Source organism: Streptomyces sp. NPDC002817 (assembly GCF_053592055.1).
This window is the reverse complement of the sequence record NZ_JBSFUY010000039.1, coordinates 23,459-50,165: the sequence shown is the minus strand read 5'-3', so window position 1 is coordinate 50,165 and position 26,707 is coordinate 23,459. Positions and strand designations below refer to the sequence as shown.

The 26,707-nt window shown below is 71.5% G+C and carries 18 protein-coding genes; 13 read left to right on the top strand and 5 right to left on the bottom strand.

The genetic code is table 11. The features are described from left to right. Positions 1 to 270: 270 nt before the first annotated feature. The 3 genes from ACWD3I_RS42275 to ACWD3I_RS42265 form a co-directional block, all read right to left on the bottom strand. Entirely contained in the window at positions 271 to 4,263 is a 3,993-nt protein-coding gene (locus ACWD3I_RS42275) for an nSTAND1 domain-containing NTPase (RefSeq protein WP_365407214.1), read from the bottom strand. 419 nt (positions 4,264 to 4,682) lie between these two features. Next, positions 4,683 to 5,684 carry an aldo/keto reductase gene (locus tag ACWD3I_RS42270; RefSeq protein WP_365407217.1) on the bottom strand — a complete coding sequence of 334 codons (1,002 nt, stop codon included), beginning with the start codon at positions 5,682 to 5,684 and terminating at the stop codon, positions 4,683 to 4,685. 49 nt (positions 5,685 to 5,733) lie between these two features. Then, positions 5,734 to 6,363 carry a ScbR family autoregulator-binding transcription factor gene (locus ACWD3I_RS42265; RefSeq protein WP_365407220.1) on the bottom strand — a complete coding sequence of 210 codons (630 nt, stop codon included), beginning with the start codon at positions 6,361 to 6,363 and terminating at the stop codon, positions 5,734 to 5,736. A gap of 38 nt (positions 6,364 to 6,401) precedes the next feature. On the opposite strand from ACWD3I_RS42265, the gene ACWD3I_RS42260 reads away from it, so the two are divergent. From ACWD3I_RS42260 to ACWD3I_RS42250, 3 genes are all read left to right on the top strand, one after another. Continuing rightward, positions 6,402 to 7,553 carry a ScbA/BarX family gamma-butyrolactone biosynthesis protein gene (locus ACWD3I_RS42260; protein ID WP_451084338.1) on the top strand — a complete coding sequence of 384 codons (1,152 nt, stop codon included), beginning with the start codon at positions 6,402 to 6,404 and terminating at the stop codon, positions 7,551 to 7,553. Positions 7,554 to 7,852: 299 nt separating this feature from the next. Further along, positions 7,853 to 9,088, top strand: a complete 1,236-nt coding sequence (locus ACWD3I_RS42255; RefSeq protein ID WP_451084337.1) for an acyl-CoA dehydrogenase family protein — start codon at positions 7,853 to 7,855, stop codon at positions 9,086 to 9,088. Then, on the top strand, positions 9,085 to 9,828 hold the full coding sequence (locus ACWD3I_RS42250) for an HAD family hydrolase (protein WP_365407229.1): 744 nt from the start codon (positions 9,085 to 9,087) through the stop codon (positions 9,826 to 9,828). The genes ACWD3I_RS42255 and ACWD3I_RS42250 overlap by 4 nt, the downstream gene beginning before the upstream one ends. A gap of 85 nt (positions 9,829 to 9,913) precedes the next feature. Here ACWD3I_RS42250 and ACWD3I_RS42245 read toward each other — a convergent pair whose 3' ends face one another. Both ACWD3I_RS42245 and car read right to left on the bottom strand, forming a co-directional pair. After that, entirely contained in the window at positions 9,914 to 10,513 is a 600-nt protein-coding gene (locus tag ACWD3I_RS42245) for a TetR/AcrR family transcriptional regulator (protein ID WP_365407232.1), read from the bottom strand. A 208-nt stretch (positions 10,514 to 10,721) separates the two neighbouring features. Continuing rightward, the gene (gene car / locus ACWD3I_RS42240; protein WP_365407234.1) at positions 10,722 to 14,234 is read right to left on the bottom strand and encodes a carboxylic acid reductase; all 3,513 of its coding nucleotides are present in this window, start codon (positions 14,232 to 14,234) and stop codon (positions 10,722 to 10,724) included. 591 nt (positions 14,235 to 14,825) lie between these two features. Here car and ACWD3I_RS42235 point away from each other — a divergent pair. From ACWD3I_RS42235 to ACWD3I_RS42190, 10 genes are all read left to right on the top strand, one after another. Then, positions 14,826 to 15,911 carry a hypothetical protein gene (locus ACWD3I_RS42235; RefSeq protein WP_365407237.1) on the top strand — a complete coding sequence of 362 codons (1,086 nt, stop codon included), beginning with the start codon at positions 14,826 to 14,828 and terminating at the stop codon, positions 15,909 to 15,911. Positions 15,912 to 16,045: 134 nt separating this feature from the next. Further along, positions 16,046 to 16,879: a 2-amino-3,7-dideoxy-D-threo-hept-6-ulosonate synthase gene (locus ACWD3I_RS42230; protein WP_365407240.1), complete on the top strand. Its 834-nt coding sequence runs from the start codon at positions 16,046 to 16,048 to the stop codon at positions 16,877 to 16,879. 106 nt (positions 16,880 to 16,985) lie between these two features. Further along, positions 16,986 to 18,098, top strand: a complete 1,113-nt coding sequence (locus ACWD3I_RS42225; protein WP_365407242.1) for a 3-dehydroquinate synthase II family protein — start codon at positions 16,986 to 16,988, stop codon at positions 18,096 to 18,098. A gap of 75 nt (positions 18,099 to 18,173) precedes the next feature. After that, positions 18,174 to 19,538: an aspartate kinase gene (locus ACWD3I_RS42220; protein ID WP_365407245.1), complete on the top strand. Its 1,365-nt coding sequence runs from the start codon at positions 18,174 to 18,176 to the stop codon at positions 19,536 to 19,538. A 118-nt stretch (positions 19,539 to 19,656) separates the two neighbouring features. Continuing rightward, positions 19,657 to 20,901 carry a cytochrome P450 gene (locus tag ACWD3I_RS42215; RefSeq protein WP_365407248.1) on the top strand — a complete coding sequence of 415 codons (1,245 nt, stop codon included), beginning with the start codon at positions 19,657 to 19,659 and terminating at the stop codon, positions 20,899 to 20,901. 62 nt (positions 20,902 to 20,963) lie between these two features. After that, positions 20,964 to 22,505: a GMC family oxidoreductase gene (locus ACWD3I_RS42210; RefSeq protein WP_365407251.1), complete on the top strand. Its 1,542-nt coding sequence runs from the start codon at positions 20,964 to 20,966 to the stop codon at positions 22,503 to 22,505. Between the two features lie 53 nt (positions 22,506 to 22,558). After that, complete coding sequence (locus ACWD3I_RS42205) at positions 22,559 to 24,052, top strand: aldehyde dehydrogenase family protein (protein ID WP_365407253.1); 1,494 nt, start codon at positions 22,559 to 22,561, stop codon at positions 24,050 to 24,052. A gap of 32 nt (positions 24,053 to 24,084) precedes the next feature. Further along, positions 24,085 to 24,837: an alcohol dehydrogenase catalytic domain-containing protein gene (locus ACWD3I_RS42200; protein WP_365407256.1), complete on the top strand. Its 753-nt coding sequence runs from the start codon at positions 24,085 to 24,087 to the stop codon at positions 24,835 to 24,837. Then, positions 24,750 to 25,106: a zinc-binding dehydrogenase gene (locus tag ACWD3I_RS42195; RefSeq protein ID WP_451084336.1), complete on the top strand. Its 357-nt coding sequence runs from the start codon at positions 24,750 to 24,752 to the stop codon at positions 25,104 to 25,106. Before ACWD3I_RS42200 ends, ACWD3I_RS42195 begins: the two co-directional genes overlap by 88 nt. Before the next feature lie 52 nt (positions 25,107 to 25,158). Beyond that, positions 25,159 to 26,463, top strand: a complete 1,305-nt coding sequence (locus tag ACWD3I_RS42190) for a flavin-containing monooxygenase (protein WP_365407259.1) — start codon at positions 25,159 to 25,161, stop codon at positions 26,461 to 26,463. Positions 26,464 to 26,707: the final 244 nt, after the last annotated feature.

Below are 26,707 nucleotides of genomic sequence, written 5' to 3'. Positions count from 1 at the left end.
GCCGCCCAGCCGGCTCACGGTGCGCTCGACAGTCCACCGGTGCCGCCCAGGCGGGTTGAGGATTCGATACCCCGGCGGGCGATCTGGGACCCGGCGCTCCACGATCGCCATGCCCGACCCCCACCCACCCCACCAGATACAACACCTGACAGAACGTGTACCGATCCTCCTCCCTTGCCCTGTTGAGGACCGGCCGCTGGTTGCAGGGGGCGGGTCTGCACGGACGATGGCCACGTCCCCGGGCTGACAGGGCAGGCGAACCCGCGCCCGCTACTGATCGCACGGCGGTGCGTACGGGAGGCGGGGCAGGTAGGCATGCCACTCCTCCTGCGTCAGAACGCCGCGCGTGGTCGAGCAGATGTGGCGGACCGCCTCGTCTACGTCCAGGTTCCACAGCCTGACGGTGTCGGTGCCGCTCGACACCCCGAGCATGTGGCTCGTGGGGCTGAACGACAGGAAGTTGCCCGTTCTGGCATTGGGGCTCATCGACTGGCCGATAGGAGAGGCCTCGGACGGGCGGGTGATGTTCCACAGCCGGACCGTGTTGTCGTTGCCGCCGCTCACCAAGGTGCGGCCGTCTTGGCTGAACGTCAGTGCTACGACGGCTTCGGTGTGGCCTGCGAGTGGGGCACCCGCCTGCGCAGCCTTGAGGGGGGCGGCGGTGTCCCAGAGTCGTACCGTGTCGTCGTCGCTCCCGCTGGCCAGCGTATGGCCGTCGGGGGTGTAGGCGAGCGTGTTGACGGGGCCGAGGTGTCCCTTGAGTGGCGTGCCGAGTGGGACGGCGTGACGTGGGTCGGTCACGTCCCACAGCCGGATGGTGCCGTCCGCGCTGCCGCTCGCGAGGGTGCGGCCGTCAGGGGCGAAGACGAAGGAGTTGACGGAGCCCTCGTGGCCGGTGAGTGGTGCGCCGAGCGGACGTATGCGGGACGGGGCGCTGACGTCCCACAGCTGGATGGTGCGGTCTGTGTAGGCGGTCGCCAGCGTGCGTCCGTCGTGACTGTAGGCCAGTGCTTCGGGGCCCGTGAATCGTGCCTGCAGTTCGACCGGTGACCCGTAGGCGGCAGGTCGGGCCGGGTCGGTGACGTTCCACAGCTGTACTGCGCGGTTCTCCGTCAGCACCGCGAGGGTTTGGCCGTTGGGGGAGAAGGCCATCGAACGCAAGCCGCCGTCTCCGGGCAGGAATGGCCGGCTCAGCGATACGGGTGAGTCGGGGGTCTTCACGTTCCACAGCCGGATCCGTCCGTCGCGTGCGGCCGTGGCGAGGACCTGGCCGTCCGGGCGGAACGCTCCGGTACGGCCTGTCATGTCCGAGGTCGGTATCGACCAGAGGCGGACCTTGCTGTCGCCGCTTCCGGTGGCAAGGGTCTTGCCGTCCGGGCTGAAGCCCAGGGCGTACATCTCGCCGCTGCTGCCGGCGAGTGGCTCGCCGACTTGCGAGGGGTACTCCGGGTCGCTGACGTTCCACAGGCTCGCCGTGCTGTCCGCGCTGGCGACAGCGAGTTTGGTTCCGTCCGGGCTGAAGGCCACGGACCAGATGTGCCGGGTGTGGCCGGTGAGGGGTGCGCCGAGTTGGGCGGCCTGTCGTGGGTCGGTCACGTTCCACAGCCGTACGTCGTTGTCCGAGCTGCCGCTGGCGAGCGTGCGGCCGTCGGGGCTGAAGGCCAGGGAATGCACCGTGTCGGTATGGCCGGTCAGCTTTGTGTCGATCCGCTTCGGACGGCGTGGATCGGTCATGTTCCAGAGCCTGATGGCGTCGTCGTCGCCACCGGCGGCCAGCGTCCGTCCATCGGGGCTGAACGCCACGACACGCATGGCTTCACCGGCGCTGGTCAAGGTGGCCAGGGCCTGGGGCCGGTCCGGATCGCTCATGTCCCACAGGCGAACGGTGTGATCTTCGCTCGCGGAGGCCAGCGTACGGCCGTCGGGACTGAAGGCGACCAGATAGATCGTGCCGTCATGGCCGTCCAACGAGGTGCTGCGCTGCCGCGGATGGTCGGGGTCGCGCACATCCCACAGCCGAATCGTGCCGTCGTCGCCGGCGCTGGCGAGGGTGTTGCCGTCCGGGCTGAAAACCGCGCTGCTCACCCAGCTGTTGTGGCCCGTGAGGGGAGCCCCCAGCTGCTTGGGGTGAGCGCGGTCGCTCACGTCCCAGAGCCGAACGGTCCGGTCGTAGCTGGCGGTGGCCAGGGTCTTCCCGTCCGGGCTGAAGGAGGTGAGGTAGACGGCGCCGGTGTGGCCGAGCAGGGGAGTGGCCAGCGGCGCGTTCACTATCGAGATCAGCCGGTTGTTCGCGCCCTCGTCGTCCGGCCGCAGGCGGTGGGCCACCAGGTCGAGTTGGGCGGACAGCGACGGGTCCGTGTACTGGAAGCGGTCGGCTTCGGCGACCACCTGCTCGAAGACGGCGTCGTTCCGCTGCTGCCGCGCGATCCACGCCGCACCGACGGCCAGCATGGCCAGGACGACCAGCGCCGACACCGCACTGCGGCTGATCCACAGCGTGCGCTTGCGCAGCCTGACCGACGCAGCCAGGAATGCCACTGCGCTCCGGGTCAGATACGTGTCACCGGCAGACCGCGTCCAGCTGTGGGCCTGTTCCAGGCGGGAGCCCCGGTAGAGCAGGGACGAGTCACGGTTCGAGCCCTCCCAGTCTCTGCCGTCCTCCTCCAGCCGCTGGCGCAACAGGTGATCACTGCGGCCTTCGTCGATCCAGTCACGCAGGCGCGGCCAGGCATGGAGCAGGGCTTCGTGGGTGATCTCCACGGTCTCCGCATCGAGCGTCACCAGCCGGGCGCGCACCAGGACTTCGAGCGACTCCTCCGTCTTGTCGGGGTCTGTCGACTCCTCCATCAACTGGCGCCGCGTGCCTCGCCTTCGGGTCGCTTGGGTGTCCTCGCCCAGTCGGACAAGCCGCAGGAGCAGTTGCCTCGCGGCGGTGCGGGCTGCTGGATCGAGGGCGGACCACGCCCGCTCGGCGGTCGCTGCCACCGCTCCTTGGATTCCGCCCGCGGCGCGATAGCCGGCGAGCGTCAGCCGCCCGCCCTTGCGCCGCTGCCAGGTGGAGAGCAGGGCATGGGAGAGCAGCGGGAGCATGCCCGCGTCGTGTGCTCCACGAGGACCGTCAGCGCTCACTTCTCGGACGATCAGCTCTGCCAGTCCCCGTTCGAGTTCCAGCCCTACGGCCTTGGCCGGGCCGGTCACGGCTTCCCGCAGCTCTGCTGTGGTCAGCGGCCCGAGCACCATGTGCCGGTGCTGCAGGGCGTCGGCCAGTTCGGGGTACCCGAGGCACTGGTCGTAGAAGTCGGCGCGTACTCCGAGGACGACGAGCAGGGGTGCTGGGCCGCCTGAATCGGGGGGCGTACAGGCGGCGTTGAGGAACTGCACGAACGCGCGCCGGACCGCCTCGTCGGAGCAGAGGGTGAACGTCTCCTCGAACTGGTCCACGATGACCACCGGACGGGCCGCGGAAGGCGCCTCACGCTTCGACCATGCCGTGACGGCATCTCTCACCGCGTGCGTGAATCCCGCAACACCCTGCTCGCTCGCCGCTGGTTCCTCGGCGGCTGACACTGCCTCCGCGAGTTCTGGGATATGGCGAGTCAGCTCCTTGAGGGGATCGGTTCCCGGAACGAGTTGGAGCACCTTTCTCGCCTGGCTGGTCGCGGTGTCCTGCAACGCGGGTACCAGGCCGGCATGGAGAAGGGATGACTTTCCAGCGCCCGAGGCGCCGACGAGCATGACCAATCCGCCGGTCTGCTCCGCTGCGTGGAGCTGGGTGATGAGAGCTTCGGTGCTGCGATTCCGGCCGAAGAACCATCGGGCGTCTTCCTGGCGGTATGAGGCCAGTCCTCGGTAGGGGCAGACACCAAGGACGGCCGAGGCTTCGGTCGGCGGCTGCTCCTTCTCTTCGGTGGAGATGGCGGAGCGTTCGCCGGCCGGGTCGGAGACCGCCCGCTCCCACAGCTGTTGCCACTGGGCGAGGTCGTACAGCCCAGGTGACACGGGCGTCGGCCGTTCCCGACGCGCCTGGGGTATCAGGACATGCAACACCGCTGCGAGGGCGGCGAATTGAGCGGGCACGTTCCGGGCGCGACGCCAGTCGCTGATCCGCTGAGCGGAAACCCGTACGGGCCTTCCCCGCTCGTCGACCCAGCGAAGCCGGACGACCGCCTCGGACACGCTTTTGAGGGGAGGATTGCCGGCCTCCTTGTACAAGAGCGCGAGACCTTCCGCCAAGGCCGTGCGTACCTGCGAGCCGGAACTCAAGTCCCCACCCCTTGCTTCCTTCACGTGGAATCCGGACCGGAAAACTCACCTTATATGTCTGACCTGCGGCTTCACGTTCCGGATGGGTATCGGAATCTCCTCAGGGGGAGCGACAACTGGCAGGATCACGACGCAGCAGCGGACCCATTCCGCGTCGTCCACGCAAGCCGTCGGCTCAGCGCGGGATGACGTCGGCGGTCTGATCGCGTGAGCCCTGAGAGACCCGTGGCGACGGCCCCGTCAGGACCGCTCTCGCGTCGGATGCGGGTTCGCCTCAAGCCTCCGTCCACGCCACCACCCGGCGTGGACGGAGACCGCCCGCAGCGTTCGGCTCCGGTCCCGACGGGGGGAGGGACCGGAGCCGAAGGATGCGGCCCTATGGGCAGCCGGCGGTCAGCACGCCGCCGCCGGGCTGCGGGTCATTCGCGGGCGGTCGCGGTGGTGCTCATGTCCGCGTAACGGGTGCCGGCCACCTGCGCCGCCAGCGGTTCGAGCGCGGAGAGTTCGGCCGCGGACAGGGTGAGCGCTGTCGCCGCGGTGTTCTCCCGCAGCCGGGCGGACCTGCGGGAGCCCGGTATGGGGAGGACGGTGAGGCCGTGGACGCGGGACTGTTGGTGCAGCCAGGCCAGGGCGATCTGTGCGGGGGTTGCGGCATGGTCCGCGGCGATCGCGCGGACGGTCCCGAGGAGCGCGTGGTTGGTGCGGGCGTCCTCGCCGGTGAACCGGGGCATCGTCAACCGGGTGTCGCCCGGGCTCAGTTCGCCGGCGCCGGTGAGCAGGCCACGGCCGAGGGGCGAGTACGCGACGAACGCCACGCCGAGTGCCGCGGCCGCGGGGACCGCCGAGGTCTCGACGTCGCGGCTGAACAGTGACCACTCGGACTGCAGCGCGGTGATCGGGTGGACGGCGTGGGCCGCGCGCAGTTCGGGACCGGTCACCTCGCAGAGCCCCAAGTGGCGGACCTTGCCCTCCTGGACGAGCTCCGCCATCGCGCCGACGGTCTCCTCCAGGGGGACCGAAGGGTCGCGGCGGTGCGCGTAGTACAGGTCGATCGTGTCGATGCCGAGGCGCTTCAGACTCGCGTCGGCGCACTGGCGCACGTAGGTGCGGTCGCCGCGGACCTGGCTCCAGGTCCGCCGGCCCGGCTGCCTCACGATGCCGAACTTCGTGGCGAGGAAGACCTGTTCGCGGTGGACGCGGACGAAGGGGCCGAGGAGTACCTCGTTCTCGCCGTGTCCGTACAGGTCGGCGGTGTCGAACATGGTGACGCCCGCGTCGAGGGCGGCCTGCAGGGTTTCCTGCGCCTGGGCCGGTGCGCTGGGTCCGTAGAACTCGCTGAAGCCCATGCAGCCCAGGCCCTGGGCGCCTACGGACGGGCCGCCGGTGCCGAGAGGGACGACCGGGAGGGTGAGGGCAGACATGGGCAGGGCTCTCCTCGTGTGGCGGTGGGTGGCCGGGAGGGCACGAACATCACGTGTGGTGGGGGAGGACGACGTCGATGATCTCCTGTACGCGTTCCGTGAGGTCCTCACGATTGTGCTGGACCCAGGAGATGTGCTGGCTGCCGAAGAACGCGGCGACGACGACCCGGGCCATGGGGGCGACGTCGGTGGTGGCCCGCAACGTGCCCTCGTCCTGGGCCTGTGCCAGTAGCTCGGTGATGAGCTGGGTGAACTCGCTGAATGGCGTCGGCATGTCGGCGTTGACCAGGTTCCGCTCGATCTGCAGCCGGGCGCCGGCCTGCATCACCGGGTTGTCCCGCAGGGCGACAGCGGTCTGCAGGAGCAGCTCGGCGACCGCGTCGAGCGGCGGGAGCTGCCGGGCCGTGACCGATTCGCCAATGGTGGGCAGCTGTGTGTAGAACTCCTCGGTGACCGCGACGGCCACCGCCTCCTTGTTCATGAAGTGAAAGTAGACGGCCCCTTTGGTCACCTCGGCGAGGTCGGCGATGTCCTGGAGTGTGACGGCGGGGAACCCCTTTTCGGCGAAGGCCGTGGCGGCGGCGTCGAGGAGCTGCCTCCGGGTGCGGCTGGCCCGTTCCTGCTTGAGCTCCCGCGGGGTGGCCTTGGCTCGGGCGGGTGTCCGGAGATGCCTGCTCATGATCCCTCTTCCGTACTCTTCGGCGGTGCCTGGTGCACATGCTCCGCACGACCTGGTTCCCTTGCAAGATACCTCTGCGAAGGTATATTTTCACATCGCGCCACCACGGTATTCCCGAACCCAATGGGGGAAAGACCATGGACCAGTTGTGCGAACTGTCGACCAGGGTCCCAGGCGAACCGGGCACGGCAGCAGTGGATGCCTCCCTGAAGTTTCTTCAACCAGTCTCTCGGCAACTGGTCCACCGGGCCGCGGTCGCGGAGGTCTTCATCACGGACGCCTTGCAAGTGGGCAAGGACCGGTTCCTCGTGGGAGCCCAGTGGCCTCGGGACCACGCGCTGTACTATCCCGACGCCCAGGGCATGTGCGACCCGCTGCTGCTGACCGAGACGGTGCGCCAGGCCTTGGTCTACCTGGCGCACGAGTACTGCGGGATCCCGCTGGGACACCGCTTCGTGGGCAGCGACACCCACTTCGAGATCACGGACCACGAGGCGCTTGTGGTGGGCGACACCCCGTTGCACGTCACCCTGGACGTCCAGTGGTCGTGGCTGGCGAACAGACCGCCTCGGCGCTTCGGTATGCAGGTGGACGCGGTGGTGTCCGTGGCCGGGCGTGAGTGCGCCCGGGCCGGGCTGAGCGTCTACGCCGTTGATGAGGGGCTGTACCGGCGGCTGCGCTGGCGGGGGGCGGAGGGCCAGGGGCGGGACGAGGCCGCTCGCGTCGGGCACTCCGCCGCAACTCGCCTGCCGGCGGCCGACGTCGGCCGCCTGCGGGCCAAGGACAGCGTGCTGGGCCGCACGGAGGCGGGGGAGTGGCGGCTGCTGGTCGATCTTCACCACGCCGTGCTCTTCGATCACCCCGGAGACCACATACCGCTGATGGTCACCCTGGAGGGCGCCCGTCAGCTGGGCTACCGCCTGCTCCACCGCCACCACGACGTCGGCGCGGTGCTTCGCGCCGTCCGGATGGATTGCCCGGCCTTCGCCGACCTCGACGAACCGGTGCGGTTGTGCGCCGAGTTGCAGCCGCCGGTCGCGTCGGGTGTCACGGGGCTGTGCATCAGGGCGGTACAGGGGGAGGACACCGTCGCCACGGTCACCATGGAGTGGCTGCCGCGCGGACTGCCCGCCGCGTCCGAGGAGGGCGCCTTCTCCCGTGGCGCGGTCGGCTCCGGCGTGGCGGTGTAACGGTGAGCACAGACCAACGGGCCTGGTTCGACCGGGGTCTTCGATGTACGGGGGAACCAAAGGCCCGCCGTACCCTGGCAGTTGTGCGGACCGGGTCGGCCGGCTGACGCCCGGACTCCGAGCGGCATCGATCAGTGGGCCGGGCTTCACGGCCGCCGGTGCCTGCCGTGCCGGGATGTGCGCCGACACGTGCGTGCGCAGGAGGTGTTCCTGCTCTCGCGGCATCGGCACCTCCAAGTAAGAAACCGTTGAGAAAGTATTTTTACACGCCCTCGTCCGGCTCGACAAGGAGCTCAACGATGCTCGATCATGCTGAGCCGCAAGAAAAGAAGCGATCCAGCCTTTCCCTCCCGGAACGAACAGGCGGCATGCTCGCCGAGGACGCCGTACTGCGGGCCGCCCGGGCAGCGGGGCGTGCCGCCTCGGCGGCGGACCGGGACAGGCGGCTGGCTCCTGCGGTCGTGACCGCACTCAAAGAGGCGGGCTTCGCACGGCACTTCGTGCCCCGTCGATGGGGCGGCCGGGAAGGCGGCTTCGCCGACGTGATCACCGCCACGGCGCTGATCGCCGGACAGTGCCCCTCGGCCGCATGGTGCGGCATGCTCTGGGCCGCGCACGGGCGGTACGCCGCCAGGCTGCCCGAAGAAGGACAGCGGGAGCTGTGGGGGAGCGGCCCCGACACACTGATCGCCGCGGCCCTGGCCCCGCCCGCGGGAACGGCCCGCCCGGTACCGGGCGGCTGGCTGCTGGACGGCCGGTGGGACTGTGTCAGCGGCGTGGACTTCTCCCACTGGGTCCTGCTCGCGGCCCCGGTCGACGACACCCCGGTCGCGTCCGGTGCCACCCTCGCCGGTCCGGCACAGGCCGCGGCATGGGTCCTGGCGGTGCCGCGCTCCGAGGTGATCGTGCGCGACACCTGGCGCAGCACCGGGCTGCGCGGCACCGGCAGCAACTCCGTCGACGTACGCGGGGTGTTCGTCCCCGGCCGGCGCGCCTGCCCGCTCAGCGACATGCTCGCCACCGTGGTCGAGCCCGGCGCCTCACCGGCACGCCAGGCGTCCGCGCTCGTGGCCGGCGGCCCGATGCTCTGCGCGCCGGCGCTCGGCGCGGCCCGGCTCGCTCTGCGGTCCTGGACACGCTGGGCGGCGACCCCGCCCGCCGGGTGCCCGGCAGCTCTGCGCGACACGGCTGTCCAGCGGGTGCTGGCGCGCTCCGCCGCCGAGATCGACGCCGTGGCCCTGCTGTTGGACCGGGCCGGAGCCGGAGCCGACGCCGAGCCCACCGCGCCACGCGTCGAGGCGGTCAACCGGCGCGACGCCGCGGTGGCGGCCGAGTTGCTGGTGGAGGCCGTCGAGCGGCTGTTCAGGACGGGCGGTGTCCACGCCCGGGACGACGCCGGCGAGGTCCAGCGGGCCTGGCGGGACACGCACACGGTGGCGGCGCACGGCGTCCTGCGGCTGGGCGCCTCGGCCGGCGCGTACGCCGACTGGGGCGAGGACGAGTGGTCGGCGCCGATGCCGGGGGGATCCCGGTGAGCCGTCCGTCCCGCCTGGTGTTCTGCGACGTCGACGAGACGCTCATCTCCGTGAAGTCCTTGTTCGACTTCCTCGCGTACTACTTCCGCGGCACCCGCGGAACGCGAGGCGCCCAACTTGCGGCGGACGTCCGACGGAATCTGACCCGACGGACGCTGGCCGGCGCTCCCCGGGAAGCCATGAACCGCCTGTACTACCGGACTTGGGCAGGTGAGCCCGCCGCCCGGGTCGCGGAGCTGGCCGAGGCCTGGTACGCCGAGCGGTCGGAGGCTCCCGGCTTCTACCTGGCCGCCACCCGCCGGGCACTGGAACTGCACCGCGACGCAGGGGACGCGGTGATCCTGGTGTCCGGGTCGTTCCCTGCGGTCCTCGCGCCCATCGCCGCCGAAGTGGGGGCGACGCGTCTGCTGTGCTCGGTCCCCGGGACGCGTGACGGAGTGCTGACCGGCCAACTCGTGGGCGATCCGTGTATCGGCGCGGCGAAGCGTGCGGCGGTCCGTGACACGCTGCGGCGCTGTCCGGACGTGGACCCGGCGCGGTGTTACGCGTACGGGGACCACCTCTCCGATCTGCCGATGCTGGCGGAGGTGGGGCATCCCGTCATCGTGGGCGGCTCGGCGGAACTGGCGGCGCGGCTGCCTCGGGCACGGGTGCTGCATCCGCACGCCGCGCTCGACGTCTCTGTCCTGCTCTCGCCCGCTCCGGTGGCCGGCGCCGCCTCTTGCCGGGACGGCGCTTGACCGGCCGTACCAATGGTCGTGCGTCGTCGGCCGGGCCGGCCCGTCTCCACCGGAGCCGAGCGCCCGGCCGGGGGCTGACCGGCGCTCAGCGCTTTTGCGGGCCGGCGGCGGCCTGTCCGTCCGGCCCGGACATGGCCGCCCACAGGTCGTCGAACCGTCGCGCGGCGTCGGCGTCGTCACGCGGCACGGGATGAGGAACCCCGAAGAAGACCGTCACCAACAGGCGGGCCACGGCTTCCGGGGGGTATCCGTCGGTGCTCTTGTCACCAGCCTGCGCCTCCTTGACGGCACGGGTGAGCTGCAGGCAGATCCGCTGGACCAGCCCGAGGTCGTGCCGGTCCAGATGAGGGCTCTCCACGGCGAGCCGCAACGCGGACCGGGCCCGCGTGTCCTGGCGGAGGTGCCGGGAGAGATCGAGCACGGTCTCCCGCAACGTGCGCACCGCCGGCGTGTCCGGCTCGCCGGCCCCTTCCGCGCGCGTGCTCAGCTCGTCGCCGGCCTCCTCGATCAACGCCGCCGCCAGCTCCTCCTTGGAGGAGAAATGCCCGTACAGTGCGCCCTTGGTCATGCCGGTGCGCTGGATCACGTCGAGCAGCGTCGTGCCCATGTAGCCGTGCGCGGCGAATTCCTCCGCCGCAGCGTTGAGCACGTGCTCCCGGGTGCGGACCGCACGCTCCTGAGTCACACGGATCCCCCCTTCCAGAGAAAAAACCTTCACAAAGGTATGTTATTCGGTGGACGTGCCTCGCCGCCGACCTCTGAGCGTGATCCTATCCGCGCACGACCCGATCGCGTGGCGATAACCCGCTCCGGGGAAGCCTGGTCATCGGTGCTCGGCCGAAACCCGCCGCCCGGGCCGACCGGGCTCAGGCGACGAGTGTGCGACCGATGTCCTAGATCAGGCCCAGGCGCCGCAGGTCCGCCACGTACTTCTCGACCAGTGGCCGGGACAGGTGCGGAATGTCCTGATCGGCGCCGATGCCGGCGGTGCGCACCGCTGCGCGGAACCGTTCGGCGGGCAGCGCCGACGCCGTGCGCGGGACGAGCGGCTCGCGCCACGCGGCTATCAGCGGCAGCAGGGAGTACGGGCGCTGCGCCTGTGGCAGCGCCTGCAGCGCGGCCTCGAACTGCTCGCGCCACCGGCGGTGGCCGTCGACCCGGCGGACGGTGATCCCGCTGTCGGCCAGCCAGTCGACCACGGTGTCCAGCGAGATTCCGTCGTCGTGCGGATTGACCACGTTGAATGTCCGGTATCCGTCGGTCCGGAAGCCCAGGGCGGCCACCGCGGCGGCGACGAAGTCCCCCGGCAGCCCGTCGTAGTGCGCCCGCGGGCGCCGGCCGCCCTCCGCGCCGCTGTAGAACGACTCGGGCGCGATTCCCGTGGCGATCAGGCTCAACAGCAGGCGGGTGAAGGTGTCGGGCACATTGAGCTGCCCGGCGTACCGGGCATGCGCCAGGATCATGCCGGAGCGGAACACGGCCACCGGCAGCCCGCACAGGTCGTGGGCCTCGCGCAGCAGCACCTCGCCTGCCCACTTGCTGGTGGCGTAGCCGCCCGCGTGCCTGTCGTCGATCGCACGCTGCGGGCTGTCGTCCCTGATGTCGGTGTCCTCGTCGGCCGTTGCCGCGCCATGTGCGGCCACGGCCACACTGGACACGAACACGACCGGCTTGAGCCGGGTGGTCAGGGCGGCGCGGACGACCTCGGCGGTGCCGACCACGTTGGGCTCGAACAACTGCCGGTACGGCAGTACGTGGTTGACCAGTGCCGCCGGGTGCACGATGAGGTCCACCGTCGCGGTCAAGCGCTGCCAGTCCTGCTCGCCGAGGCCCAGGTGAGCCGCGCCGATGTCGCCGGCCAGCACACGCAGCGCGCCGTTGGCCGTCAGTTCGGCGAAGCGGCTCTTGAGTGCGGTGTCCCCGCTGTCCAGAGACTCCTCCAGGCGCTGTCGGGCTGCGCTGTCGTCGGCGGCGCGCACCAGGCAGACCAGCGTGCCGCCCACCGGGGCCAGCCGCTGAAGCCACTCCAGGCAGAGCAGGCGGCCGAGATAGCCGTTGGCCCCGGTGAGCAGCACCGTGCGCGGCTCGCCGACCGGTCGGGGCAGTGCCGTGGCGGCGGTGAGGGTCTCAGCGTCGATGAACTTGTCCAGAGTGAGCTCCCCGGCCCGCACCGAGGGGGCGTGCTCGCCGTGGACGGCGGCGAAGGTGGCCCGCCGGACCGCGGCGGCGCCGCGCAGCCGCTCCACGTGAGCGGTGATCTCGCCGAGGGTGTTGGCCGGTCCCAGGACGGTTCCGACCGAGACCTCGATGCCGAAGATCTCCCGCAGCAGGTTCGCGAACGACAGTGCCGACAGCGAGTCCCCGCCCAGATCGGTGAAGCGATGCTCCGGGCCCGGTTCGATGTCGAGCCCCGGCAGCAGCGCCTGCGCGGCGCGGGCGACCGTCTCGGCCACCGGGCGGTCGTGGCCTTGCCACACCGCGCGCAGCCCCGCGGCCTGACCCGCGGCGAGTTCGGCGTAGCGCTGTTCGAGCCGTTCGCCGTAGCGCTCCTTCAGCCGTGGGCGCAGCTGCTTGGTCGAGTCGGTCAGCAGGCCGTTGTCCTGGCTGAACGGCACGGTCTCGACGATCAGGTCGCGCGGGACCTCGTACGGCGCCAGGCCGGCCTGCGTGGCGACGCTCTGCAACGACCCGGCGATCGCCGCCTTCAGTGCCGCCTCGTCGCCGGCCTGTGCGATCGCCTCGGGGGTGGGCACCACCACGGCGAGCAGATAGGCACGGGAGCTGTTGCCGTACACGAAGATCTGCCGCACCAGCGGGCTGGCGACGAGCGCCGCCTCCACCTTGGACAGGGCGACGAACTCGCCCTGGGAGAGCTTGAGTACGTTCTTGCGGCGGTCGACGTAGACCAGTTCGCCGGGCGCGGTCTCGGCCATGATGTCGCCGGTGCGGTAGTAGCCGTCCTGGTCGAACACCTCGGCGGTGTCCTTGTCGCGCCGGTAGTAGCCGGGGGTGATGAGCGTGGTCTTCACCAGCAGTTCGCCGCGCGGGTGGGGTGAGTCGGCGGTGGAGTAGCCCAGTTCGGGCACGTCCACGAGCTTGTAGTCCGCCACCGGGGGCCTCTGCACGCGGTGGTCCAGCATCACCAGACCGGTCTCGGTCGTGCCGTAGCTGTCCAGGAGCGGGACGTCGAGGGCGTCGCGGAGGAACTCGGCCAGCTCCGGGGCGAGCGGGGCGGACCCGCAGGGGGCGTGGATGACGCGGCCTCCCAGCACGTGGTCCCGCAGGTGCGCGATCACCTCGGCGTGGTCGGCGTCGCGCAGCTCGCCGCGCGCCGCGCGCTGGTTCAGCTGGGCGTGGTAGCTCTCGAAGAGCAGCTCGCAGACCCGCGGCACCATGGCGATCTCGGTCGGCCGGATCAGCGCCAGGTCGTCCAGGAGGGTGGACAGGTCGCTGTTGGCCACGAAGTGCGCGGTGCCGCCGGTGGCCAGCGTCTTGATGACCAGCCTCCTGGCGACCAGGTGGCTCTGCGGCAGGAAGTTGGCCGTGATCAACGGGTACTGGTTGTCGGGTCCCGCGGGCGGGCGCCACATGAGGGACACCGTCGACTCCGGGAACATCACGCCCTTGGGCGTGCCGGTGCTGCCGGAGGTGTACACCAAGGCGGACAGGGCGCCGTCGGCGCTGCTGTCCGGCGGCAGTTCGGGCACCGGCGGCAGCGAGCCCGCGCGGCCGACGACGTCGGACAGCAGCTCCAGCGACATCGGTGCACCCGTCGTGGCCAGCAGCCGGCCGGCGGCGGCCAGTGCATCCCGGTGCTCGGCGAGCTCGGGGTGGTGGTCGAAGACGAGGATCCGGTGCACGCATGTCTGCCCGTCCAGCGCTTCGAGCACGGTCGCCAGCCGGTCGGTGCTGGTGGCGAAGACGCGCGGGGCGGCCTCCGCCACCAGGTGGCGGATGTGGTCGACCGAGGCGTTGGTGTGCAGGGGCACGGCGACCGCCCCGACCTGGCCGCACGCCAGATCGACCGTGGTGTAGTCGGTGCCGGCGAAGCCCAGGACCGCGACGAAGTCGCCTTCGCGCAGCGGGTGTTGCGGGTGGTGGTACCAGTCGGAGGAGACCGCGCTCAGCCGCGACCACAGCTCGCCGTACGAGACGGTGTCGAACCGGGGCAGCAGCCGCACGGTGACGCGGCCGTCCACGCTGACGTACTGCCTGGCCCGCTCGCCGAGTGCGGGCCGGTCGGCGTATGCCGCAAGGGTCCGCCTGACGATCTCGGACAGACGCGGCCCGCGCCCGGCGCTCTCCGCGAAGACGCCGGCCGCGGGCATGCTGTCGGCGAGCTCCGACTCGGCCCGGAACAACTCGGCAATACGCTGCTTCCGGCTTTTCGCTACGGAAGCGTGCATGGTGGTGCCTGGTGAATCATTACCCATGACCACGCCTTTCTGTGACCGCGAATTCTTTCCGGCACATGAACCCGGCCGAAAGCCGAAAAGGGCCGCCACGGGCCGGGCCGGCACATTGGAGCAGAGAGCTCCGGTGGCCAAGGCGCGGTCAGCATACGGTGCGGAATGAAATGGACGCCAGGGGTGGCCGGGGGAGGGGCTTGGAACTGCGCCCGCGACACCGATCGGCATTCCGCTCGCACGGATCGGTGTGGAATTTCCGCGGTAATTCCGCAGACCGGATTCGGCACCGCGCGGTCCCGTGGTCGCGCCGCGGGCTGCCCGGGGCGCGCTCGGCCCGGCGCCCGTCGGCGGGGAGGAGAGCCTGCCGGCAGGAAGGGCCCTTCCTCTTCGCTCGTGGCCGGTGTGGCCCGTGCGGTCACCGGATGTGCAACCGGGGAAGTTCCCCGGTTGCACAGCGCACCGAGTGCCGCGGCAAGGTTGCAAAAAAATACCTTGGCGGAGGTATTCTTATGGCGGGTCGGTCGGAGTGCGCGCAGGCTCCGAGGCCCCTGGCTGAGAGCGGCGGGTGTGGCTGAGGAGTGGTCGAACGTGGCAGACAGCGAAGCAGTGCTCCAGCAACGGGACGCGCGCGATCACCCACCGGAGCACGTGGGTGTGGAAGCGCGGTGCGCGGATCCCGACGCCGGTACGGACGTCGAATGGATCCCGATCACGGCGCTCGACCTGTCCCACTCGCCGCGCTCCGCGGGGGAGAACGGCGAGCACGTACGGGTCCTGGCGGAATCGCAGGCCGACCTGCCGCCGATCATCGTGCAGCGCGGCACCAACCGGGTGGTCGACGGCGTGCACCGGGTCCGTGCGGCCCGGCTACGGGGCGAACCGGCCATCCGGGCCCGCTGGTTCGACGGCGACGACGCGAGCGCCTTCGTCCTGGCGGTGCGACTGAACGTGCGGCACGGACTGCCGTTGTCGCTGCCCGACCGCAAGGCGGCCGGCACCCGCATCCTGTGCGAGCAGGAGGACTGGTCGAACCGCGCGATAGCGTCGGCCGTCGGGCTGTCGCCCAAGACGATCGCCGCCCTGCGCGAGGCGGTCGGGCGGCCCGGAGGGCAGGCCAGGATCGGCAGGGACGGCCGCGTGCGGCCCGTCAGCACCGCCGCCGGGCGCGAGCGTGCCAAGGAGATGCTCTTACGGGAACCCGCCTCCTCCCTGCGGGCGGTGAGCGCGGTCGCCGGCGTGTCCACGGGCACCGTCCGTGATGTGCGCGACCAGCTCCACCGGGAGAGCGGGGCAGCGGTACCCAGGCAGCGGCGCACCCCGCCCGCGCGGAACGCGGAGACGCCGCGCGCGCCGGCCGCACCGTCGGGGCAGGTCCCGCTGGACAGGTCGACCGCGCTGCTGCGCTCCCTGCGCACCGACCCCTCGCTACGGTTCAACCAGTCCGGCCGCCTGCTGCTGAGCATTCTCGCGGTGGCCGCCATCGACCCGCAGGCGCAGGACGGTCTCGTCCTCGACCTGCCCGACCACTGCCTCGACTTCGTCGCGGAACTCGCCCAGGCGAGCGTGCAGGCGTGGCAGGACCTTGCCGTACGTCTGTCGCGGCGCCGGTCGGCGCCGCCCGAGCAGAGCCAGTCGGCGGTGAACCCTGAAAAGCGGGGAAATCGCGGGGCTTGACGGTCCGGCGAATTCCTTGGTTTTGTCATTGGAGCAACACCGAAAACACCGAAAACAACTTCCGCAGAAAGCGCGTTGAATGCGCACCGGACAACTCATCTGGTTATCCGGGTTTGGGACGGAGTGTTGAGAAAATGACCGATGCATACGGCTGGACCGGAAAGGACCGTCGGGTTCAGCGAATTGTCCACTCGGCTTCCGGGACGACGTTCCTGGTTCCGCTCGACCACTCCCTGGCCGACGGCCCGGTGGCTTCCGCCGTCGGATTCGCCGGGCTCGTCGAGGCGATGGCCGCCAACGAGGTGGACGGGATCATCGTCCACAAGGGACGCGTCCGGTTCCTGCCGACCGATGCGCTCGGCCGGCTGGCCCTGATCGTCCATCTGAACGGAAGCACGCAGCACGCGCCGGACGTGGACGCGAAGATCCTGGTCGGCGCCGTGGAAGAGGCGGTCGCCCTGGGCGCCGACGGCGTCAGCGTGCACATCAACCTGGGATCGAGCACCGAGGCCGCCCAGCTCACCGACCTCGGCGCGGTCGCCGGCAGGTGCGCCCGCTGGGGCCTGCCGCTGCTCGCGATGGTCTACCCGCGCGGCCCTCGCATCACCGACCCGGCCGACCCCGTCCTGCTGGCGCACGCGGCGAACGTCGCAGCGGACCTCGGAGCCGACATCGTGAAACTCCCGTACACCGGCTCGCCCCTGACGATGCGCGAGGTCGTCGCGGCCAGCCCGATCCCGGTCGTCACCGCCGGCGGCGGCGTGCTCGAGGACACCGGGAAGTTCCTCGACCGCATCGACAGCACGATGGAGTCCGGCGTGCTCGGCGTCGCCGTCGGACGCAATGTCTTCCAGGCGCCCGACCCGGGCGGGCTGGCTCGCTCGGTGGCCCGCCGGGTCCACGCCGGACCGCGGTCGCTCGACACCCTGGCCGCCCTGCGCCAGGAACTGGCCGAGACGACCGTCTGACGGGCATCCCCCACCCGGCAATCCCGACACCGCACACCGTGACGACCGTCGCCGACAACCACGCGCGGCCACGACAGGCAAGCAACCCACAACCAAAGGTGCGAACATGAAATCCGCATGGATCGACCTCCGCGGCACCGCCGCCGAACTCGCCACCGCCATGGTCGAGGAGAGCACCCACGTCGGCGTCGAGACCGTCGTGCTGGACGACCCCGAACTGGCCGGCAAGGTCCCGCCGAACGTGCAGAAGGCCGCCGTCGTCACCGGCGAGACGCCCACCACCCTGATCGACCAGCTCGTCGACGTGGTCGACATCCTGATCGCCGACCACAGCATCGCCGAGAAGTTCGAGGGCCTCCGCCCCGGCCTGCGCTCCGGTGTCCTGATCAAGGTGCTGGACGAGCAGAGCCTCGAACTCGCCTGCCGGATCGCCAACGAGGCAGAGCTGACCCTCGTCGAGTTCCGCCAGGACCCCAGCAAGATCCCGCTGGAGATCCTGCTGGCCGCGGCCGACAAGGCCAAGGGCTCCATCGTCACCGTCGTCGAGGACGTCGAGGACGCGGCCACCACCCTCGGTGTGCTGGAGCGCGGCTCGGACGCGGTGCTGCTGGCGCCCAAGCGCGTCGGCGACGCCACCGAGCTCATGCAGGTCACCCGGGGCGAGTCCGCCTCGCTGGAGATGGAGGAGCTGGAGATCGTCCAGCTCACCCACCTCGGCCTGGGCGACCGGGTCTGCGTCGACACCTGCTCCCACCTGCGGCCCAACGAGGGCATCCTGGTCGGGTCGTACTCCACCGGCCTGGTGCTCGTCAGCAGCGAGACCCACCCGCTCCCGTACATGCCCACCCGCCCGTTCCGGGTGAACGCGGCCGCTCTGTCCTCCTACACCCTGACGCCCGGCAACCGCACCCAGTACCTGTCCGAGCTGCACTGCGGCTCGGAGATCCTCGCCGTCAGCACCGACGGCAGCGTGCGCACGGTGGTCGTGGGCCGGATCAAGATGGAGTCCCGTCCGATGCTGCGGATCGAGGCCCGCACCCGCAGCGGCCAGCTCGTGGACATGGTCGGGCAGGACGACTGGCACGTCCGGGCGCTCGGCCCCGGCGGCAGCGTGCACAACTTCACCGAGCTGCGGCCCGGCGACGTCATCCTCGGCCACACCATGACCGACCAGCGCCATGTCGGCTACGCGATCCGGGAGTTCCTCCACGAGCAGTAGAGCCCCCGCCGGTCACCGCGGCGCTCGGGCAACGTCCTCCGCGTCCCACGGATCTGAAGGAAGAGAGTGCGTGAGATGGCGCTCATAGTGCAGAAATACGGCGGAACATCGGTCGCCACACCTGACAAGGTCATCGAAGCTGCACGGCAGATCCGGGCGGCACACGAGGACGGGAACCAGGTCGTCGTGGTCGTGTCCGCCATGGGCGGGGCCACCGACGAACTGCTCCGGCTGGCATCGGCGGTGACCCCCCGCCCCGACGCACGCGAACTCGACGCCCTGCTGTGCACGGGCGAGGCCGCATCCGCCGGACTGGTCTCGCTGGCGCTGAACCACCAGGGCGTCGCGAGCCGCTCGTTCAGCGGACCCGAAGCGGGCATCCGCACCGACCACCGCCACGGCCGGGCCACGATCGTGGCGGTGGACCCGCGCAGGCTTCGCGAGGAGCTCGCCAGGGGAGCCGTCCCCGTCGTCGCGGGCTTCCAGGGCGAGTCCATCGCCACCGGGGCCCGCACCACCCTGGGCCGCGGCGGCTCCGACACCACCGGCGTCGCCCTGGCCGCCGCGCTCGGCGCGGACCACTGCGAGATCGTCACCGACGTCGCCGGCGTCTACACGGCCGACCCCCGCACGGTCGCCGGCGCCCGACGGCACACCGCCCTGCTCTACGAGGAGATGGCCGAACTGGCCGTCAGCGGTGCCAAGGTGCTCGCCTCCGACTCGGTCGACTACGCGCGCACCCACGGCGTCGACCTGAAGGTGCGCTCCAACCGCGCGGCGATCGGCCCGCAGACCTGGGTGGGCGACGGCCGACGCGCCGCCGGGGCGGCGTCCGGGGAGTCCTGGACACCCGCAGGCCGCCTCCGTCCGATCGCCGGGGTCGCGGGGCGCTCCGGCCTGGTCCGCTGCGTACTGCGGCGGATCACCTCGGACCACGTCCTGCGCCTGCTCGGCGAACTGGTCGAGCGCGAGACCGAGGTCGAGCTGCGCCGCTACGGCAACCTCGGCACCGAGGACGCCGGCGACATCGCGCTCACGTTGCCCGAGGACAGCGTGGAGGAGATGCGGGAACTGCTGGCCGACACCGACCGCGGCATCCGCCTCGACGAGGCGCACTGGACGTCCAACCTCGCCCGGCTCTCCGTCGTCGGCCTGGGCATCGGCCGGCGGCCGTACGCACCGCTGCGGCTGCTGCAGGCCCTGCGCTCGGTCGGCGCCGCGCGCACCGACCTGCACGTCACCTCCAACCGGCTCAGTGTGCTGACCGGTCGCAGCGACCTGGCCGCGGCCACCCAGATCGTCCACGACACCTTCCTGTCCGAGCCGGTGACGTCCCTGGTCCACCCGGTGGACGCGGACCACCCCGTCACCGCCTGGCAGTTGGCCGCCGGGTGCGGACAGCTCGACGTCGCGGTGCCCGCGCTGGTCGCCGCCGAGTGACCCCGGCCCCCACACCACGAGGGAGAACACCGATGTCCGTCATCCGAGTCGACCCCGGCCGTCCGAGCGGGCCGACACCGCGCGGCCCCGCCGCAAGGCCGCGGCCGGAGGGTCCCCGATGACCGCCACGCCGACCTTCGACCCCACCTCCGACGAGCAACTGGCCGACCCCTACCCCGTGTTCGCGCAGATGCGCGCGCAGTGCCCGGTGCTCCACGACCAGGACCGGGACATCTGGATCCTCACCCGCCACGAGGACGTGGTGCGCGTCGTCCACGACCCCGAGACGTTCTCCTCCGAGAGCGCGGTGCGCATCACCGCGGGACCCGAGTCCGACGAGGTGAAGCAGGTCCTGGCCGAAGGCTGGGCGCTGACGCCGAACCTGACCGAGAGCGACGGCGAGGAGCACACCCGGCTGCGCGTGGCGGTCAACCGCGTCTTCACCCCGCGGCGCGTGGCGGCGCTGGAGCCCTTCGTCCGGGACACCGCCGATGAACTGATCGCCCGGTTCGCCGCGGACGGCTCGACCGACATCATCGAGGGCTACGCCTGGCCCCTGCCGCTGATGGTCATGGCGCGGATCCTGGGCGTGCCGCCCCAGGACGTGCCGCTGCTGCGGCAGTGGAGCTCCAACTGGCTGAAGCTGTCCGTCGGCACCGGCGAGTCGGCCGAGCGCGTCGACTGGGCCCGCGACGTGGTCACCATGCAGCACTACGTGATGGGACTGCTGGACGACACCGACCGGGCCGGCGAGGACTCGCTCATCTCCTCGCTGGCCCGGTACGGCGTCGAGCACGGTCTCGACGACGTGGAACTGATGCGCATCGTGATGAACCTGATCATCGCGGGGCACGTCACGGTCACCCGCGCCATCGGCAACGGCCTGGTCACCCTGTTGCAGAACCCCCGCCAGCTCGCGGCACTGAGCGCCGGCGAGGCATCCGCCGAAGCGATGGTCGAGGAGATTCTGCGCATCGAGTCCCCGGTGCAGGGCCTGTTCCGCACCGTGACACGCAAGACAGAACTCGGCGGTAGGCACCTCGTGCCCGGCGACCGCGTGATGGTCCACTGGGGCTCCGCCAACCGCGACGGATGCGTGTTCGACAACCCGGACGAGTTCGCGCTGAGCGGCAGGCCCCGCCGGCACCAGATGGCCTTCGGCCGCGGCATCCACGCCTGCCTCGGCGCCTCCCTGGCACGCCTGCAGTTGCGCATCGCCATCCCGCTGCTCTTCGACCGGCTCCCCGGACTACGCCTGGGCCCCGCCGACTCCCGCACCCGCGAACGGCTGGTCATCGCGCGCGGATTCGAAGAACTGCACCTGAACTGGAACGTCCCTCCCCAGCGAGAGGCCGCATCATGACCGCGCCAGCGCTCGACCCGCGACGCGTCGCCGGCCGACCCGGTTCTGTGTAGGCGGCCGCCATGACCTACGACGTGATCGTGATCGGCGGCGGATCCGCCGGCTGCGTCCTCGCCAACCGGCTCAGCGCCGACCCACGGCGCTCGGTCCTGCTCCTGGAGGCCGGCCCCGACTTCGCCACCACCGACGCCACACCGCCGGACATCAAGGACGCGACCTACGCCCCGTACACCTACGACTGGGGCTACAGCTCCGTCCCGGATGCCTTCGGCAAGCAGGTGCCCATCCCGCGGGGCCGTGTCATCGGCGGCAGCTCCGCCGTCAACGTCTGCGTCGCCATGCGGGCCCGGCCCGCCGACCACGACGCGTGGGCCGCCGCGGCCGGCCCCGCCTGGGGCTACGCACAGATGCTCCCCCTCTACCAGGAGATGGAGCACTACCCGTACGGCGAGGAGAAGTACCACGGCCTGGGCGGCCCCTTCCGCATGACACTGAGCGCCCCGGAGGACCTCGGACAGCACGCCATAGCCGCGCAGCACGCCGGCGTGCGCCTCGGACACACGGAGGTCGCCGATTTCAACGCGCCCGGCGCACCGGGTTTCGCCCGCACCCCGCTCAGCGCGGCCGACGGCATACGGCTGAGCACCGCCATCGGCTACCTCAACCCGGTCCGCGACCGCCCCAACCTCCAGGTGCGCGGCGAGACGCTGGTCGACCGGGTGCTGTTCCGCGGCACCCGGGCCCGGGGCGTCAGGCTGGCCACGGGGGAGGAGATACCCGCCCGGCACGTCGTGCTCAGCGCGGGTGCCTACAACTCGCCCGCCATCGCCCTGCGTTCGGGCATCGGCGGCAGCGGCGACCTGACGGCGCTCGGCATCGGTGTGGTGGCCGACCTCCCCGCGGTGGGACGCAACCTCACCGAGCACCCCGCCTACTGGAACGTCCACGCGGCCAAGCCGCCCCAGGCCGAGGCGCGTTCGGTGTTCGGCAGCGTCCTCAGCGTCGCCACCGGGCCCGACGAGCCCGACTTCGACGTGCAGATCCTGCCCTCGGCGGCCGTGCCGGCCGGCAGCCTGCCCGAGCAGTTCGTGCCGCGCGCCGAGAACCACCCCACCGGCTGGGACATGGTCTTCTTCGTCTCCTGCGTCCAGCCCCGCTCCCGCGGGAGCGTCCGGCTGACGTCGCGCGAGCCCGAGGACGCACCGACGATCGACCTCGGCCTGTACGCCGCCGCCGACGACGCCGATCGGGTCGCCGACGGGGTACGCCTGGCCCGCCGCCTGGCCCGCACCCGACCGCTGGCCGACCTGCTGGCCGACGAGCGGGTGCCGGGCCCGGACATCAGCGACCGGGAGCTGGCCGACGTCGTCCGCCGCGCGCCGGCGCACTACAACCACGCCAGCGCCACGATGCGCATGGGCCGCCCCGACGACCCGACCGCCGTGGTCGACGCCGACGGCGCGGTGCGCGGCGTCGAGGGACTGACCGTCGCGGACGCCTCGGTGTTCCCGGCGATGCCCCGCGTGGCCACGAACGTTCCCGCCATCGTGGTCGCCGAGCGGATCGCCTCGGTGCTGCGCGAACGACTCGCCCCGCGCAACTGAGCCCCACCACCCGCCGAAGCCGGGCGTGCCCGGCGCACTACCAGGAGGATTCCGTGTCCACGACCGTCGAAGCCGTACAAGTCCTGCGTACCCGCTGGTCGTCCGAGAACGAGGCCGACCGGTTCACCGTGGACGACCCGGCGACCGGCCGGCCCCTGACCGTCATCCAGGGTGCCGACGCCGACCGGGTGGACCAGGCGGTCAGGACCGCCCACGAAGCCCACCACGCGTGGAAGGCCCGCACCCCGCGCGAGCGCGGCAAGTGGCTGTGGAAGGTCGCCCAGGTGATCCGCGAGCACGCCGACGAGATCGCGGCGCTGGAGTCCAGCGACAACGGCAAGCCGCTCACCCAGGCCCGCCAGTTCGACCTGGAGGGCGCGGTCACCATCTTCGAGATGTTCGCCGGAATGTGCGAGGCGATGCCCGGCCAGGTCCGCGACGCGGGCAGCATGCTCGACGTCACGGTGCGCGAGCCGTTCGGCGTGGTGGGCGCGATCGTGCCGTTCAACTGGCCCCCGCTGCACACGGCGGGAAAGCTCGCCCCCGCCCTGGCGGCAGGCAACGCCGTGGTCATGAAGCCGCCGGAGCAGGCGCCGCTGTCGGTGCTGCGCATCGCCGAGCTGGTCCAGTCGGTGCTGCCGGACGACGTCGTGCACATCGTGCCCGGCGGCGGCGAGATCGGCGCCCACCTGGCCGGCCACAAGCTGGTCGGCAAGATCTCCTTCACCGGCGCGCCCACCACGGGGCAGGCCGTGATCAGGACGGCCGCCGACAACCTGACGCCGACGCTGCTGGAACTCGGCGGCAAGAACGCCCTGATGATCTTCGACGACGCGGATCTGGAGTCCGCCCTGCCCTGGGCGGTCGAGGGCGGCTACTTCAACCAGGGCGAGGCGTGCACAGCCTCCTCGCGGGTCCTGGTCCACGCCGACCTGCACGACGAGGTGGCCCGCCGCCTCGCGTCCGCCGTCCGGCGGTTGAAGGTCGGCGTCGGCTCCGACGCGGGCACCCACGTCGGCCCGCTGGTGAGCCCCGGGCAGCGGCAGCGGGTGCTGGACTACCTGGAGATCGGTGTCGGCGAGGGCGCCACCATCGCCGCGCAGGCACCCCTGCCCACCGACCCGGAGCTGGCGGACGGCTACTACGTGCCCCCGACCCTGTTCACCGGCGTCACCCCCGACATGCGGATCGCGCAGGAGGAGATCTTCGGGCCGGTCGTATGCCTGATCCCCTTCCGCGACGAGGCCGAGGCCGTCCGCATCGCCAACGGCACCGAATTCGGCCTGGTCGCCGGCGTGTTCACCCGCGACTCCGAGCGCGCCCTGCGGGTCAGCCGCGAGCTGCGGGCCGGCGTCGTGTTCGTCAACCACTACAACCGGGCGTTCACCGGCACGCCGTTCGGCGGCGTGGGCGCCAGCGGGTACGGCCGTGAGCACGCCCTGGAGACGCTGCAGGAGTACAGCTTCAGCCGCAGCCTGCGCCTGCCCTCGGGCCGCGAGGCGATCCCCCGCTGGGCCCCGTCCCTCGACGTCGTCGACGAAGCCTGACCGGCACCCGGACACCCGCAAGGTGGTTGCATGTGAGTACGACAATGCGCGCGGCGGTCTGCGTGGCGGCGGGCGGCCCCGAGGTCCTGCAGATCCGCGACCTGCCCGTCCCCGAGGTCCGCGACGGCTGGAGCCTGGTACGCGTGCACGGCGCGGGCCTGAACCGCTCCGAGCTGAGAACCCGTCAGGGACACTCCCCGAGCGTCACTTTCCCCCGCGTGCTGGGCATCGAGTGCGTGGGTGTCGTGGCCGACTCCACCGACCCCCTGCTGCCGGCCGGGACGACGGTCGCGGCGGTGATGGGGGAGATGGGCCGCCAGTTCGACGGCGGCTACGCGCAGTACGCGCTGCTGCCGAACACCCTGTTGATGCCGGTGACCACCACCCTGCCGTGGGAGGTCCTGGCGGCGCTGCCCGAGACCTACCTGACCGCGCGCGGCTCCCTGGACGCCCTGGGCATCGCACCCGAGGGCGGCGGACGGCTGCTGATCCGCGGCGGGACCTCCTCGGTGGGGTTGGCGGCGGCGCAGATCGCCGCCGCCCACGGCGTCGAGATCGCGGCCACCACCCGCAACCCGGACAAGGCCCAGGCGCTGAAGGCGGCCGGCGCCGACCACGTCCTGCTGGACGATGCCCGGCCGTTGGCGGATGCGTGCACGCGCTGTGGCCCGACGGGCCGGAGCACATCCTGGACCTCGTGGGGACCAGCACCGTGTTGGACTCGCTGCGGCTGGTGCGCCGCGGCGGAACGGTGTGCGTGGCGGGTTCGCTCAGCGGCTGGCTGATCCCCGACTTCGAACCGATCGCCATGATCCCCACCGGGACCAGGCTCACCGCCTTTCACAGCGACACCCTCAAGGGCAGCGCCGGCCAGGGGTTGTTGCAGCGGATCGTCGACGAGGTCGAGGCGGGCGTCTACCGGCCGGGCCTCGACCGGGTTTTCGCCCTGGACGACATCGTGGCCGCCCACCGCCGGATGGAGGCCGACCAGGCCATCGGCAAGACGGTCGTGCTGCCCTGGGCCGACGCCACCGGCGCGTGCACGGATGGATGACGCACCACCGCCTGACGAGAAACCACTTCCTAAGCGGACCAGGAGCGCTGCCATGAGGACCGAGTTCGTCGAGACCGCCGTCGTCGGAGGGGGCCAGCAAGGGTGCTCGGTCGCGGGCTCACTCGCCCGGCTCGGCTACCGGGCGGTGGTCTTCGAGCGGGGGGAGATCGGCCAGGCCTGGGCGAAGGAGCGCTGGGAGAGCCTGCGCGTCAACACACCCAACCGGACCGTCACCTTCCCCGGCATGCCCTACGACGGAGACGACCCCGAGGGGTACATGCCGGCCCGCGAGGTCGCCTCACGGCTGCGGCGCTACGTGGCCGAGGCGGGCATCGACGTGCGCGAGCACACGCCCGTACGGTCGGTCGAGGCACCCCTCGACGCCCCCGCCCACCCCGACGCACGCTTCCGGCTCCACCTGGAGAACGGCCAGAGCGTCGAGGCCCGCAACGTCGTCACCGCCCTCGGCGGCTACTCCTCGCCGCGCCTGCCCGAGCTGACCGCCCGCATCGACTCGTCGGTCACCCAGCTGCACACCCGCTACTACCGCGACCCCCAGTCCTTGCCGCCCGGCGCGGTGCTCGTCGTGGGCTCGGGCAACAGCGGCCAGCAGATCGCCGAGGACCTGCGCGACGCCGGCCGGCGGGTGTATCTCGCGGTCGGCCGGCACAAGACCTCACCGCGCCGCTACCGGGGTGCCCAGGTCCTGGACTGGCTGCAACTGCTGCCGCTGGAGGGCAACTTGGAGTCCGCGTCCGGCGGGCGAGGCAACTCGCCGGTCCTGCCGGGCGTGTCGGTGCTCAGCGGCAAGGCCGGCGGCCGCGACCTCAGCCTCGGGGTGCTGGCCCGCAAGGGCGTCACCCTCGTCGGCACCGTCCGCGGTGTGCAGGGAGGCATCCTGCTGCTCGAGGACAACGTCCGCGCGATCGCGCGGGACGCGGCCCGCGCCGAGTCCGAACTCCTCAGGGCCATCGACACCGCGATAGAGCAGCACGGCCTGGTCGTGCCCGAGCGCACGCCCGTACCCCCCTTCGACCCCGCGCAGTTCGCGGACTACGGGGACAAGCTGGACCTGGCAGCCCAGAACATCACGACGATCGTCTGGGCCACGGGATTCGTGCCCGACTACGGCATCCTGCCCCGTACCGCCCTGGACGAGAGCGGTATGCCGGTGCATCACGCGGGGGCCGGCACCCTGCCGGGTCTGTATTACGCGGGCCTGCCCGAGGGCGGTTCGGTGATGCCGTTGCTCATCGCCTCCACCCGGATCCAGGCCGAGCGGGTCGCCCGCGGCATCCATCTGGACAACACGCTGCGCCACCGTTCGCCGGCGGCGCTCGGCCGGCTCTGGGGCTGACCACCCGCCGGTTTCGGCAACCAGTACGACGCAAGCAGCGGCGCCCGGCGGGTCCTCCCGCCGGGCGCCGCTGCGTCGGCTCCGCCCCATCGAGCTGCGTCCCCGCCCTGTTGCACCGCTGGTGTGTCGCGTGCTGCCGGCCGAGCCTGCTTCCCCACCACGCCGGTGACCGTGCCGGACAGGACCGGTGAGCGGCGTGGTGGGGACGCGGCCGACGACGTGCAAGCGCCGCCGGCGTCCGCCC